The sequence below is a fragment of the Desmonostoc muscorum LEGE 12446 genome (genome assembly GCF_015207005.2).
GTDB lineage: Bacteria > Cyanobacteriota > Cyanobacteriia > Cyanobacteriales > Nostocaceae > Nostoc > Nostoc muscorum.
This window is the reverse complement of record NZ_JADEXS020000001.1, coordinates 6186586-6201048: the sequence shown is the minus strand read 5'-3', so window position 1 is coordinate 6201048 and position 14463 is coordinate 6186586. Positions and strand designations below refer to the sequence as shown.

General features: G+C 42.9%; 9 protein-coding genes. 4 read left to right on the top strand and 5 right to left on the bottom strand.

Translation table 11 applies throughout. From position 1 onward, the window contains the following. Positions 1 to 19 precede the first annotated feature (19 nt). Positions 20 to 2296, bottom strand: a complete 2277-nt coding sequence (locus IQ276_RS26040) for a two-partner secretion domain-containing protein (RefSeq protein ID WP_235115978.1) — start codon at positions 2294 to 2296, stop codon at positions 20 to 22. Positions 2297 to 2627: 331 nt separating this feature from the next. Here IQ276_RS26040 and IQ276_RS26035 point away from each other — a divergent pair, with 331 nt between their 5' ends. Then, a complete protein-coding gene (locus IQ276_RS26035; RefSeq protein WP_193912693.1) occupies positions 2628 to 6362 on the top strand; it encodes an RICIN domain-containing protein in 3735 nt (1244 codons plus the stop codon). A gap of 3 nt (positions 6363 to 6365) precedes the next feature. Beyond that, positions 6366 to 9566 carry a LamG-like jellyroll fold domain-containing protein gene (locus tag IQ276_RS26030; RefSeq protein WP_309245644.1) on the top strand — a complete coding sequence of 1067 codons (3201 nt, stop codon included), beginning with the start codon at positions 6366 to 6368 and terminating at the stop codon, positions 9564 to 9566. A 17-nt stretch (positions 9567 to 9583) separates the two neighbouring features. On the opposite strand, the gene IQ276_RS26025 is transcribed toward IQ276_RS26030, so the two are convergent. Then, a complete protein-coding gene (locus IQ276_RS26025; protein ID WP_193912695.1) occupies positions 9584 to 9751 on the bottom strand; it encodes a hypothetical protein in 168 nt (55 codons plus the stop codon). Positions 9752 to 10285: 534 nt separating this feature from the next. On the opposite strand from IQ276_RS26025, the gene IQ276_RS26020 reads away from it, so the two are divergent. Further along, positions 10286 to 11080 carry a DUF928 domain-containing protein gene (locus IQ276_RS26020; RefSeq protein WP_193912716.1) on the top strand — a complete coding sequence of 265 codons (795 nt, stop codon included), beginning with the start codon at positions 10286 to 10288 and terminating at the stop codon, positions 11078 to 11080. Here the strand turns inward: IQ276_RS26020 and IQ276_RS26015 are convergent. From IQ276_RS26015 to IQ276_RS40330, 3 genes are all read right to left on the bottom strand, one after another. Then, a complete protein-coding gene (locus IQ276_RS26015) occupies positions 11041 to 13356 on the bottom strand; it encodes a CHAT domain-containing protein (protein ID WP_193912696.1) in 2316 nt (771 codons plus the stop codon). The two genes, IQ276_RS26020 and IQ276_RS26015, sit on opposite strands and share 40 nt — an antisense overlap. Positions 13357 to 13404: 48 nt before the next feature. After that, complete coding sequence (locus tag IQ276_RS41300; protein ID WP_193912697.1) at positions 13405 to 13806, bottom strand: transposase; 402 nt, start codon at positions 13804 to 13806, stop codon at positions 13405 to 13407. An 81-nt stretch (positions 13807 to 13887) separates the two neighbouring features. Further along, positions 13888 to 14013, bottom strand: coding sequence for a hypothetical protein (locus tag IQ276_RS40330; protein WP_255264349.1), 126 nt, complete (start codon positions 14011 to 14013; stop codon positions 13888 to 13890). 14 nt (positions 14014 to 14027) lie between these two features. Between IQ276_RS40330 and IQ276_RS26005 the strand changes: the two genes are divergently transcribed. Further along, entirely contained in the window at positions 14028 to 14333 is a 306-nt protein-coding gene (locus tag IQ276_RS26005; protein WP_193912698.1) for a hypothetical protein, read from the top strand. Positions 14334 to 14463 lie beyond the last annotated feature (130 nt).

The following is a 14463-nucleotide window of genomic DNA, read 5'->3' as shown; positions in this document are numbered from 1 at the left end:
CTACCGTATCATTCGTGAATTACGAATTGGTATTAGAAGTTGCACACACAGGATAGGTCAAACCCAGAGATTTTTGGGGCTGCTGTGCAACCAAAACAACCGCGCCGCTACGATCAACGATCCAACCTTGGGCTTCAGCGATCGCCACCCCTGGCACTTCCTCTACTGCCTTTGCGCCCCCATGTTCTCGCACTACCCGCTCATCCTGCCAAATCACCTCACCCATCAACGGCTGTCTGGGGTCTTCCGGTATCCCACCCCGCCCTGTAATAGTAAACGAACTGCCCCGATCTGCCGGACAGGTAGTAGCAATCAGTTGGCTAATGTCTGTGAAATCTGTGGGCAAGGTTGTCAGTCCCCGTGTGGGGTCAAGATTAGAAGTTTGGAGAGTGATGATTCCTGTATCGATCGCTGGATTTGCCTGGGAAAAAGCGGTGATATCGTTGCTAGCGAGCAGTCGCGGATCTAGCCCAAGCGGATTTGTGGTATTGAGTAAGCGCTGCAAATCCTCACGAGTGCGGAGGTTAAATTCAAAGATGCTTTGCGCGGAAATGGCAATTTTGCCACCAGACCCGCCAAAAGCATTAGCAATAATATCATTATTTTCGTTAGGGGCAGAGACGATAAAACCAGCGTCAATGTTAATATTGCCCCCTGTCCCAGTGCCAGCCGCGTTGGTCGTGATGCTGCCGCCCCGGCGCATCAGCAACAGCGGCGTAGTCAGCGTGATATTCCCTTGAAGAGTATTGGTATTAGCAATAATGCGACCTTCATCAGCCAGAGTAATCTGGGAGTTTGCTTGCATCGTCATATTGCCAGCACGGCCTGACCCTTCACTCGTCGTTCTAATTTCACCCCGATTGGCAATGTTTAAGCGATCGGTGACTATGATAATATCACCCGCATTGCCAATTGCTCTGGCAAAGGTCTGAGCAGACAAGGAACTGATAAAGCGAGCGCCTTGATTGAAGCCAATCACTTCTATGGACTTTGCCCGTATCGTTAAATTGCCGCCGTTGCCAACTTCAAAAGTCCCGACTGAGATTAATCCGCCATCGGATACGCGCAAGCTTTCGGTTTCAATGGTCAAGTTACCTGCATTCCCGGTGGCATTTTGATTGACTTGAGTAACCAAGGAACTGGGAATGCGACTTGATGGATTGGTTCCAAAAGCTAATGCATTGGCTCCAATCACTTCTATGGACTTTGCCCGCACTGTCAAGTCACCGCCTTTGCCTGCACCAAAAGTATTGGCTGAGATGACTGCGCCATCCACCACGCGCAAATTCTCGGTTTCAATTGTCAGGTTGCCTGCATTTCCGGTTGCACCTCGACTGGTTTCAGCCGCCACGCGACTGGTTTTGCCAGTCAATGGATCGCTAATTACTTCCACTAATTCCGTGGCGCGGAGAGTGATGTTTTTTCCGGCCTGTGAACCTTGAGTCATAACAAAAACCTGCGCTCCGTCCAAAATGCTGATCCGTCGTCCCTGCAACTGGATGCCGCCGCCACTGTTGCCATTAGCATTCACACGAGCATCTTGGGTGAGCCGAATATCCTGAAACTGCTGCACTCCCTGATAGCCCAACTCCCAGCCGGGATTGATCGGTGTGATGGATACCAAACTCCCTGCTGCGACGCTCCCTAATTCAATTCGTCCCCCTGGTGCCGTCAAGTTGCCACCCTCCAGCAGGACATCGCCGCCTACCAGTGCCAGGGTTTGTCCCGTGGCAACCTGTAACGCATTCTGCCTCACACCCTGGACGCGAACACTACCAGGATTTGCACCATATTGCAAGCCGAGCGGTACGTTGACGGTGAGCAGAGGGGGAGCTAGAGGGTTGCTGGCACTGAACCCAAAGCCATTGTCAAATTTAAGACTATCGGCAGTGCCGATCAGAAACGAGCCACGAATATCTAAGCGAGCATTGGCACCAAATACAATTCCATTGGCGTTGATCAAAAACAAATTTGCATTGCCATTCACTCCCAATGTGCCCAGGATAGTTGAGGGATTGCTGCCCGTTACCCGCGACAGGATATTTTCTACTCCCGTTGGATTGTTAAAGTAGACACGCTCTAAATTGCCTACATTAAAATCGCTAAAGCTGTGAAATAGGTTAGTTCCTCGTCGCGCTCCGCCTTCGATGAGTTTGGCTGGTGCTTCTTGAACCGTGCCTTGAGCTACCTGAGATTGTTCACCTCCCAGGCTACCATCTGGTGCAATCTGGGCAAAAGCGATCGCCTGCAAGCTACTCCATGCGACTAAAATTCCGATGATTCTCAAGCAGTCCATTGCTGATTATTCCTGATTTTCCAGGCAATTGTACTTATACAAGCAGAAAGTGCTGTTATTGGCAATAGTGGCGATCGAGATACCTAACCATTTTGCCAGCTTGAATATGAGATTTTTTATGAGGTTTTGTATGAGTTTTAAGGATTTACAACTCCTGAGCGAACCGTAAGTATTAAGAACAACCAAACGAAAGTTTGCTAAGCAAATTCAAAGTTAACGCTTTAGAAACTGCTGGATGCTGCCGTGTAGGGTGTGGCTCACGATTGTGTCTGGCGAAATGACTAATTAATCAAAATTTAACCAAAGTCATAATTTTGACAAAGGCAAAGCTATGTCACTTCTGAATACTGTTCAAAACTCAATCCAGCATATCAATAGTGTTACCCACGAGGGAAAAGTTGTTATAGTTGGCACAGCCATTGATGGTAAAATTTACTACACAGTTAAGCAAGATGGCTATGAGGATACTCACAATTCGACTCGTTGGGAAAATTGGAAAACCCTAGAGTTTCCCAATGAAGATCCTGATTCATCGGTAGTAGAAAAGGAAAAGAAAGAATTAACTTGCCAAGATCCCCCGAATGGCTTTATTCTCCAATCTCGCTACAAAACTAACGAAGAATCTGCTGTTGCACCAGTTCAACTTGTATCTGCATTAGGTCACATCTATGTTTTCCGGCAGTCTAAATCTAATACTTTGCTGGTTGATCGCTTCGTCTTAGATGGTATGACCAATACACTTAATCGCAAATTGGAAGTCCGCTATCAGCAGAGCCGCAAAAAATACGAGCCGAATAAGCCTAATAAAAATAGCCAAGGGATAGGTCTATCCAGTTTTGACTCTTTGAATTTTCAAGATAAGAATGGTAAAAAATTTTACGAACCTACAACAGAAATCAGCATTATTAATAAACTCTCCAATGGTTGGTTTTCGGTAATTCTATTACCGACTAATGAATTAGATAAATACCGTTGGCAGATTTTTGCTTACAACAGTGAGACAAAGAAAGTTGAACTAATTTCCATCCAAGCGTCGGAAGAAGGATTATTTGATGTTAAAGATTCTACTGTCTTTGATCCCAAACCAGGAGAACTAGGGGTTTTAGTGCCTCGTAAAGTTCCTGGAATTATCCGCCGTAGTTTTGATTTAAAAGACGATAAAGGTAATTCTTTACAGATAATTAATGGGTTTGCTGCAACGAAATATGATGTGCAGTCTGAAACTCTGACTCAAGATGGTGAAACTCAACTGATCAAAGATGCCACAAAAGTCATGCTAGTTATTCCTACAAATCAAGGGAATACAGCCGCATTGAGTTTTGCCGCCGCCAAAGATGGTACTCTGTCACAAATTTCTGAAAATCCACAATCTCCAATATTGCGAGGTTTTAAACGCGATGTTTTATTGCCCTTAAATACCCTTGATGAAATCAAAGCTATTGGTGACAGTACCCCACCCGCTATAGGCACAATCGCTGGTATGAAGAGAACCGAAGAAGCGGATCTCGTTCAAATTATTTCAAAGGAAACAGTTACATTAAAATCTGGGGATAATGTCAAAATTCAAGGGACAAAGCACTACAACGGCTATCATGTAGTTCAAAAAATCGATGCTAACACCTTTGAAATTGCTGCAAAATGGGTTGAGGGCGGAAGCAAAAACTGGCAAGTTGGGACGTGGGAGGAAGTTCCAACAGAAGAAAGCGGATTAATCTTTGATGGCATTATTACCGCTTATGAACGTACAGAAGACGGGAAGCTAAGAATTACCAGTCCTAATCATGGACTGGAAAATGGGAACGGCGTGCAAATCTCAGATACTCAAGGCTATGACGGTACATATTCCGTTACCAAAGCTGATGGCAAAGGCTTCACCCTAGATGTCAAATGGCAACCAGGAATGGCAGCTAATGCCACCCTGGAATCTCGCAAACAACGGGGCATTAATTTCGATGGTAATGGTGACTATATTGAGACACCTGCCCTCCTTGGGTTAAAAACACCATCTCCAGACTATTCCTTTGGTCAGACCTACTCTGCTTGGATTTATATTTCGAGTAACACAACTAGAGAGCAATTAATTGTTGGTGAACAAGGTCAACTCATGCAGTTATTAATTATGAATAATAAAGCAATCTTGAGATTTGGCAGCAGCACCAGCACAAAAGATATTGCCGATCCCACCCCCCTACCAATTAATGAATGGGTACATTATGCAGTTAGTTTTGACTATGACAAAGACAGCAAAGAAACTAATAAAACTAAATTAGTTATATGCCGAAATGGGCAACAGGTTTCCAGTGCGTCTGTTCCAATCCCAGAAACTCTGTTTCAAGATACCAAGAATACATGGAATCCTAAATTCTTCATTGGAGGAATAGCCCAATCTAAATATTTTACAGGCAAGATTGCCAATGTCCAAGTGTGGAATCATGCTCGTCAACCCAATGAAATTTTAGATAGTATGTACCTCCGACTAACAGGTAAAGAAGTCGGCTTAGTTGGGTATTGGCGACTCGGTGCGATTGTTGAAGGTGACAAACGGGAAGTGGTGGATTTTTCTGTTTTTGCTAACAATGGCATCGTATATGGCGACGCATTTGTTAGTGCTGTTACACTTGATCGCAAACTTAAGGACAATCAGACACTCGTTGTTAAATATACTAATGATGAGATGGTAGCTATAACTCAACGGGCAACCTATGAAGAAAGTTTTGAGTTTAAGTTAGATAAGTCTATCGATCCCAATAATATTGATGGAAAAGAAAATAAAGTTTTTAGTTTTTCTTATTGGGGTAAAGCAAATCGAGATTCAGAAAAACGAGAAATTTTTTCAGGAGTTCCGGCAAACTTCCAACTTGTCAATGGTTGGTATCAAGCTTCAGCACGCTTTACAATCCCTGATGGAGTGAAATTGGTTCGTTCTTTTGGACTGGTTGATGTCAAAGGGGATTGGACAAAACTTGAAATTCGTAAGCATCGGATTCAATTAGTATCTGATGCCATTACGGAAGCAAGATACAACGATGAGATTAAGCTATCTACTGTAACAGATCAACAATCTGAGAACCGAGAAAAATTGCAGCAATTAACGCGATATGAGCAAGAAGAAGCGACTTTATTGCTGCGTAAATGGGAACTAGAACAGCTTGCTAAACCAGAAACAAAGACAAATTTAGACACTAAAAAGCAAACTCTAACAAGGGAACAGGATGACTGTAAAAAGAAACATGATGATGCCGTAAACAATCGCGAAAATTATTGGTGCAAAGTCATTTCTGAATATAGTGGGAAAGTTCTGGATGTAAGTGGTGCTAGCATGGGAGATGCAAATGTCCATCAGTGGACATGGGTGAATGGAGATAATCAAAAATGGCAATTTGTACCAGTAGGTGATGGGTACTATAAGATTGTTGTTAAACACAGCCAAAGAGTTTTGGATGTGGAAGGGGCAAAACAGGATAATTTCATAGGTATCTTGGTATGCGGGTCAAACAATCAAGATAACCAAAAATGGAAACTTGAAGATTTAGAAGGCAATACCTTTAAAATTGTTGCCAAACATAGTGGCAAGGTTCTAGATGTCTCAGGCATGTCAAAGGATAATGGGGCAAAAATCCAGCAGTTTAACTGGGACAGTGGAGATCAGCGAGGTCGAAAATGGATCATTGAGAAACTGAGTGAATATCCTAATGACAATATCAAAAATGCGAATGATGCACTACAGAGTAAGAGAAGGGAACTTGCAGAAGTTGAACGACAATTAAATGACTTCAATAATACTGCAAGTAGATTGTCTATTGTGAACGCACGACTCACCAATGTTCAGGCTGAAATTGCCAAATTAAAAATAGGCAATCAAGTAATCCCTGTAGGAATGAAGCTTCTGACAACCGATAGCCGAAAATTAATAACTCAAGGCGCATTATTGGACTTTGTTCGCCCCACTAGCCGATTAACTGCTATTGAAACCTGCGAAGGGAATGTTCAACTGAGCTACTTTGATAATCAAGGCAAGATGCAACAAACCAACTTTGACGCTACTGCTGACAGTCGTAATGCCTAGTGGATTCCAGAACAGCTACCTCTTTGTTTAAAATTTTCTGGTAGTGGTTTTATTAATTGCGGTGACAAAATTGCCCTTAACAACCGGAGTTTTACGATTGAGTTTTGGGCAAAACAGGATCAGCTTGGGAACATGGGTGTTGTTCTTAGTCAAGGCAGTTATGAAAAAAACAAAGGCTTATACATTGGCTTCCGTGAGGATGGAAAGTTTACCTTTGCTTTTTACGAAAATGATCTCGACACAGACAAAACTTATAACGATTATGAGTGGCATCACTGGTGTTGTGTTTATGACATTCAAACTAAGACACGAACTATTTACCGAGACGGAGAAAAAATCCCCAAGCAAGAAAACAAAACTGGAGATTATCAAGGTTCAGGTGATTTAATACTAGGAAAATACTTAAATGTATATCCTTTTGTAGGTAGACTTGCGGAAGTAAGAATTTGGGAAGTTGCCCTTAGTGCTGAGGAAGTTGCCGTTAACAGTAAAGTTAGACTCAGTGGCAATGAGCCTGGGTTGATAGCATACTATCCTCTACATGAATTAGATAAGGTGAGAGATTGGACTAAGCGATATGATAATGCCACAATTGAAGGCAGTGCTAATTGGACGGGATGTACTGCACCAATTGGTAAACTTAAGCATTCAGTTTTAAGCTTAGATGGGGTCGATGATTATATTGCTTTACCTGCAATGGAGCATGATTTTTCCTCAGGATTTACGGTACAAGCTTGGGTAAGGTATGACAGCTTTGAACATGGGTCAAGAATTATAGAGCTTGGTAATGGTGAGAGTGCTGATAATATCATCCTCGCTAATAAAGAACAAGAGAATCACTTGGTATTCAGCATATACACAGGAGCAACAGTTCAAGAGATTACAGCCTTATATGTATTAGATACAAATGTGTGGATGCACCTAGCAGCAACAATCGATACATCAGGCAATGTCAAACTATACAAAGACGGTAAGCAGATTCAGGTTGAAGAAATTAACCGTTCAGTCGGTTATGAGATTCTGACTCAAAAAATGAACCTTCCTAAGGAAATTAACCGTACTAATAACTATATCGGTAAAAGTAACTGGTCTCAAGACGGCTACTTTAAAGGCAAAATTACCAATGTTAGTATCTGGAACAAAGCTCGCACTGAGCAAGAAATTCAAGCTGATATGTTCCAGCGTTTAACAGGGAAAGAAGAAGGGCTAGTTGGTTATTGGCCATTGAACGAAATTAAAGGTGATAAAGTTTCAGACCTTAAAGTCACTAATCCTAATAATGGGACAGTCAATGGTGCTGTCTTAGCTCAAGACTATACTCTACCAAACGGTGGAAATGCAGTGGTTAGCTGTGAATACAGCACTATCGGATTAGATGCTGACAAGCAAAAATCTGCTATGATGCGACGTTTCTTCGCCTTTCCTAGTATCTCAGGGATCAATGTACTATCTGATAAGCGAATTGAAACCTTAGAAATGGTATGGGTTGGTAATGCTCAAATTAACCCGACTTTATTAGGTTTCATTGAAGGCGCACCCCCTGTACCGAGTGAAAACCTTACTATAGAGGATAACTACAATGGAACTGCTTCTGTAGAGCTTGTGTCATCTGAAGAAGTATCCTATAGCTGGAATCGTGAACAAGAAGCAGGACTAGGTGCAACAGTATCTTTATTTATAGGATTGGATCAAAAAGTTGAGCTTTCAAAAGGGGTTGGGGTAGAAGCTAGTGAGAAGGCTCTAGAAGTAATAAAAGGCTTTAAAGGAGACTTATCTACAAAATACAGCTTTCTCAACAGTAGCAATGTTTCATCATCTTCTGGTGTAAATATTACTAATAAACTAAGTTTAGTTGGTACTCAGGAAAGTGAGACTAAGTTTGACAAACTCGGTAAGCGTTTTATCCCTAAGAATGTAGGTTATGCCGTTGTTGTATCGGGTTTAGCAGATGTTTTCATTCTACGTTTAAGCCGTAGTCAAAGAGTTGTAGGCACTCAGATTGTACCTAATGACAATATTCCTCTTGATGTGAATACCATTACTTTCTTGATAAATCCTGCTTACATCATGAATGGTAGCCTTGATGGGATGACAGGAAGTAAGGCAACAAGCCAGAGATTTTTTCCACAAGTTACAGAAATGCGATCTCAATATGGTTCTCTCTATCCTGCCAGCTATTTTCGCTTGTTAGAAGCCTATGATTTGAAAAAACAAATTGAATATCGAGATCAACAACGAAAGTCATATTTTGAGCAATTCAATTCACGCTTAGTAGATGAAACTTCTTTAGAAAGGGAAGTAAATAATTCTAATTATATGACTGGTGAAACTGATGTCGGCAAAGCGGACGAAACACAAACACTCGATCAAGAAATAAACAGCTTGAAAGGGGAAATAAAAACCTTAGAATCAAAAACTCCTCCGTCGCAAGATGAGCAAAACCAATTGAATCAAAAAAGGAAAGAATTACAGGAAAAACAGACCAAAAAACAAGCTGTCCTAGAAGATAAGATTAAGGATTTAGAGAAACTACGTTCTTCTGGGAAACAGAATCCAGCAGCAGAACAAAAACAAAAAGAAATCAATTCTCGATTTAGCGATGCTTCTCAACAAATTCACGCCACAGCAAGCTTTGCCAGTTGGCAAAAAAAGATGGAGAATATTCAACTGCTTGCGGGTAAACGTAATATTGTTAACACCTATGTTTGGGATGCCGATGGAGGTTTTTACTCTGAAAGCCAGCAATTTGCAAATTCCCTTGAGCATACTATTGGTGGGTCGTTTAACTTAGAGGCAGCAATTGGAGTTCAAGCAGGCTTTAAAGTATTCGGATATGGTTTTGAATTAGAAGAACAAAGAACTGTTCACATGACTCAAACAATGACCAAAACTGAAAACCAAAGCAAAGGCTTTCAACTAAGTGTAGACATTAGTGGAGTTGAAGGCAAAGGAATTACAGATTACAAAGATCGTCCTCTCCTACCTGGTGAAAAAGTAGATCGCTATCGCTTTATGAGCTTCTACCTCGAAGGTAGCACCAACAACTTCAATGACTTCTTCGCCTATGTGGTCGATCCCGAATGGTTAGCTAGTAATGACGAAGAAGCCCGTGCTTTGCGTCAAACTGCGGCTGGTTTACCCAATAAAACTTGGCGGATTCTGCATCGCGTCACCTATGTGGAACGTCCCGCGTTAATGAGTTAGGAAAAGTTCCTGCAAAGTCAGCAAACTGCTTGTGGAAAATTAAGTGCGATCGCCACACACAATTCAGTCAATTTGAGCTTAAGCTGACTGGAAAGTTTAAATGGGGCGATCGCTCTATCAATACAAGTCTCTGCTGAAAAAACATAGCCGCACCGCAAATAATCCAGCGGTTGCAGATCAATCAACCTGCACTTTGGGATAATACCATCTTAACTTTTGTATAAAAATGAGCGATCGCACATTTAGCAAAGACTTGCAGTTAGCGGAAATGAGCGATCGCTTCTTTTCCTTGTATTGGAATTGTCAGGGCGATCGCGCTTGAGTTAAAATATCTCTACTGCTCTAAACGGCTGGTATCCATTACTCAATTGACTCCTGGTCATATAGATATCTTTACGTCCCCACTTCAAATGTAATGGATCATCAGTGATGGTCTATAATCCGACTGAGGTTAAGGTAGTATTTTCAGGTAAATTGATTTCAATTTTGTTACCTAGTAAAACTTGAGTTGCAATTCGTAATGCCGATTGCATTTGGTCTTCTGCTGTTTAAAATTGCCCTATATTTATTAATCATAGTTGTGAGAAATCGAATTATGATTGAATTAGTCTTACTAACTTAGTTCGGGGCTTGTGCAATCGACTACAGCTAAAGTGCGATCGCTCATAGTATCAGTATCACTGTATAATTCTATGCAGTGTAGCTATAAACTGTTGCTTATGCCCCTTCAAGCATTGGTTGTGGTAATGTCTGCTAGTCTCCTACTGTTCACCGAGGCGATCGCCCTATCGGCGCAAGTCTTTGCTGAGGGGCGTGAACCAATATCCCAGGTATTGTTCAAACCGTCGAGGACTGGGAAACCACCGACTACACGGGGAGCCGGCTCGCGCAACGATCGCCTCTGCTCTCAAGATGCACCAACGAATCCCGGAGACTCATCTGCCAAAACACTGGCGCTCACCGCCCTTGTTCCCAGCGACCAATCTGGTTTAACCTGGGCAGAACGTCCCACCTTTTGGGTGTATTTGCCCAAAACCTCAGCACGGCAGATGGTCTTGAGTGTGAAAGCGGCAGGTAATCAACCGCACTTCCAAAGCTTTCTACCAATAACCAAAGAGGCAGGAATTGTGGGTATTCCATTGCCAACCAACTCACCACCCCTAGAGGTGGGCAAATCTTATCAATGGGCAGTGGTGCTGCTGTGTGGCGATCGCCCCAATCCCAACGATCCCTTTGTCACAGCATGGGTAGAACGTGTTGCTCCCTCGCCTGGTATCAGTAATTCACAGGATGCTTTAGCAACAGCAGCCTCATACGGTGAGCAAGGAATTTGGTATGATGCTTTGACAAATTTAGCAATAGCACAACAATCGGAAATAGACAAGCTAGCGTTAACAAAAATTTGGATAGATTTTTTAGCACAACCGAGTGTGGGGTTAGGAGCGATCGCCAAAGAGCCTTTACAGCCAACTTCTCAACGCCAATTCCCAACTAAGACAAATGGTGACCAGTAGTAAGGATGTTGATAGTCGGGCGATCGCAATAGTGACAATTGTGCTTGACGTAAGGCTTCGGCTCGCGTGATTCCCGGTTGTTTCAAGGCAGTGTATAACTGAGCGATCAGATCGGCCGTTGAATTGTCTTGAACTGACCAGAGTGTGGCGATCGTACTGCGTGCGCCAGAACGCACCGCCACTCCAGCCAGTCCCAAGGCAGCGCGTTTGTCTCCTACAGCAGTCTGACAGGCACTCAAAATCAGCAGTTCAATCGATTGACGGTTGCGGCGATTGCGTACCTCCAGCAGTTGGTCAAGGTCTTTGACTTTGATTTGTCCGTCCCAAGTCAGCAGAAAAGTTTTTTCTGACTGCGAGGAGAACTGCCCGTGTGTCGCCAGATGTACGATCAAAAAAGGCACAGATTCTAGTTTGTCTGCCAGTTGAGGTTCTGTGAAAGCCTGATTTAACAAGATGCTAGTTGGCACTAAGGCAGAAATTTGCTGCATTTCCCGATCCACACCAGGTAAAACTGAAAAACCTTGACGGGCTGCCGACAAACCACCTGCCAATGTTTTTAATTCTTCTGACCGTAGCGATCGCGCTGGCAACAGTTGCAAGCCAGGAGTCAGCGCCAAACTATATTTCTCAATCAAATAATGCTGACCATCGTGTAATGCCGCCAACGGCACGCCCTGTAGAACTCCATCCATGACAAATACCAATGTTTTGACCTGGCTTGTAGCTAAATCGGCGGCGATGGGACGAATCAGCCAGTCGTATAGTTGTTGATGCGGACGCAATGGCGCTTGACTGGTAATGATTGGGCTAAGTGTGGCAAAGAGATCGTCAACTACTCGATCCACTTCACCTACTTTACCATGAGGATTTGCTGCTAACTTAGTAAAGTGATAATGTAAAGGCTCTTTGGGCAGCGAAAGGATAACAGCAAGGCGATCGGGCAAAATAATTGAGTAAATTACGGCTGCATTGGCATCAAAGCGATCGATTTGCTGGGGTTTAACATCGAGACAAGCTTCGCGAAAGAAATTATTCAATTCTGCTAACTGGAGAGCTTCAATCACTAATCGTGCTTGTTGCAAATTTGCCTGTGTGGGATTGTTGGTTAGCAACAGTTGCACCAATTGGCGATAGATTGGTTCCACTTGCTCTCGAAAGGAAAATTGCCCTTCTGGATTGATTGCCAACAAATCACCGCGGATAACAGAGAGAGTTTCAACTGCTTGGTTATAGGAATCAATTGCTTCTAAAGTTCGCCCTTGTTGCTGCAAAATTCTGCCCAGTTGCCACTGCCAGGAAACCGCTATATCATTCGCTGGCATCGATTGGGTGATTTGCAGTGCTTGCTTTGTCAAACGTTCCGCATCTGACCATTGCTGCATTGTTTCATACAGATGCCCAAGTTGTCCCAATGCGTAAGCTTCGCCTCTAGAATCCTTCAAACTTCTGGCTTGTTGAACCGCCCTAGCAAGTAGTTGGGCGACAGCAGCAGGGCTAGAGATTTGAGATTGCCCAGACATCAGGCTTTGTGCCAAATTCACTTGAGCATAAATTGTGGCACGACTGGGCGGTAAATCTGCTAACAACGATTGTATTTTGGGCAGTAGGGGAGTTGCTTGAGCGATCTGGTTACTTTCCACCAAGAGGCTGAAGAGATTTAAGTATGTCTGCAACCGAATCACTGGATCTCGTGCGGCTGAAGCAGCTTGTTGATAAAAAGCGATCGCTTGAGTATTTGCATATGCGATCGCCTTTGGATCGTCTTTTCGGACTCTGACCACATTACCCAAAGCCATTAACGTACTGCTGGTATCGCCATGCAAGCGTTGGGAAATCTGCAAACTTGACTGTAAAACCTTATAACTCTCCTGCATATCGCCTACACGAAATAGGGCGATTCCCAAACTTGTGAAGCTACTGGCTTTTAATAGAGAATCTGGCAGGGGTTGCAATTGAGCATTAATCTGTTGCAACAAGCTTTTTGCACGACGATAGTATCCCAGCATTTGCAGAGCTTGCACCTGATTGAGTTGACTGCCCAGTTTACCGGTTTCATCCCCGGCTGCGGTATAAGCTGCTTCAGCCTGTTTCCAAGTTTCTAGAGCAGTTTCAGCCTGTCCAGTTTCCAGTTGACGTATACCCTGGCTATTTAAAGCTTGGGCGCGGATGAGTGCTGCATTCATTCCGTCAGCAGAATCTGCCAGAACTAGCATGACTCCGATTAACAATATCAGAATACCAAACCTGATATTTTTGCTAACTGTTGACTTGAGCATCTTAGAGGGTGTTTATAAAATAAATCTTAAGCAGTTGAGCAACGATGATTACGGGCTAATCGTCGTAACATTAGATGTGTCATAGCAGCGTATATCATGGTTTGAGTCTATGATTCCGGCAGATGGTTCTATGTCTCGTCCTTCAAGTTGCCTGAGTTGCGTAGGCGTAGTCCGTCGTAGACATCGCAGAACTGAATGGATTTTTTGCCATATTCCCTTGCGCTGCCAACGTTGAAAATACGAGTATACAGTAAGACAAGCTGGTAAATCATGAGGCATCATTCGCCATGAGCAGCCTGCACGCAAAATGTAAAAAATGGCATTTACCACTTCCCGCATATCAACTTCACGTTTTTTTCCACGTTTACGCTTATGTTCTGCTGGAATCATTGATTTAATCAAATCCCATTCAATATCTGAAACATTTGTGGGATAAGGCTTTCGACTCATTGCACCAGACTTAAATATAACTACTTCTTGTTTTCAAATAAGTGTTTTAGGTGAAGCACTGCGGTGTTCTTTATTTTTTATTTATAAACACCCTCTCAGTAAACACCATTTTAAAATGCCCAAAAATGCAACAGCGATCGCTCTAGTAAAGCTGCTAACAGGTTTAATTCCATCGAGTCGTGAGGGATAATCTACTAGTTTGTACATTCCCATTAATCACCTTGGAACCTAACCAGCTAAATTTATTTTCTGATTTGACCATCACACCAGCACGCAGAGCAGAAACACTGGTAATGAGCCTTGAGGCGCTGCTGAAGTGGAAAGCGCAAATCTTTGCCTATCAACACAAGGTGAGGGAAAGCCAACCATCTCAGCAAACGACATTATTCAACCTTACTCCAAAGCACTACGATCCAGACACAATAGACCCCTTGAATTTACCACTTCAATCAATGGCGTTTTACAGGATGCCAACAGATGCGGGTAGCGCCGCTATTTATTTTGTGAACGATAATGCCATTATCTAAGCATTATAGTCTTTTTGACTTTCCTGTTTTGTTTAAGTCCCGCTATTTTTATCACACTTTTAGTGAATTAGTATGACAGCCATGTCATATCTATTCTTGATGATAAAAGTCACAACTACTTTTGGGAATT

Coding starts and splice junctions, on each gene's coding strand:
- IQ276_RS26040 (WP_235115978.1), bottom strand. CDS start 2,296: ATGGACTGCTTGAGAATCATCGGAATTTTAGTCGCATGGAGTAGCTTG.
- IQ276_RS26035 (WP_193912693.1), top strand. CDS start 2,628: ATGTCACTTCTGAATACTGTTCAAAACTCAATCCAGCATATCAATAGT.
- IQ276_RS26020 (WP_193912716.1), top strand. CDS start 10,286: ATGCCCCTTCAAGCATTGGTTGTGGTAATGTCTGCTAGTCTCCTACTG.
- IQ276_RS26015 (WP_193912696.1), bottom strand. CDS start 13,356: ATGCTCAAGTCAACAGTTAGCAAAAATATCAGGTTTGGTATTCTGATA.
- IQ276_RS41300 (WP_193912697.1), bottom strand. CDS start 13,806: ATGAGTCGAAAGCCTTATCCCACAAATGTTTCAGATATTGAATGGGAT.
- IQ276_RS40330 (WP_255264349.1), bottom strand. CDS start 14,013: ATGTACAAACTAGTAGATTATCCCTCACGACTCGATGGAATTAAACCT.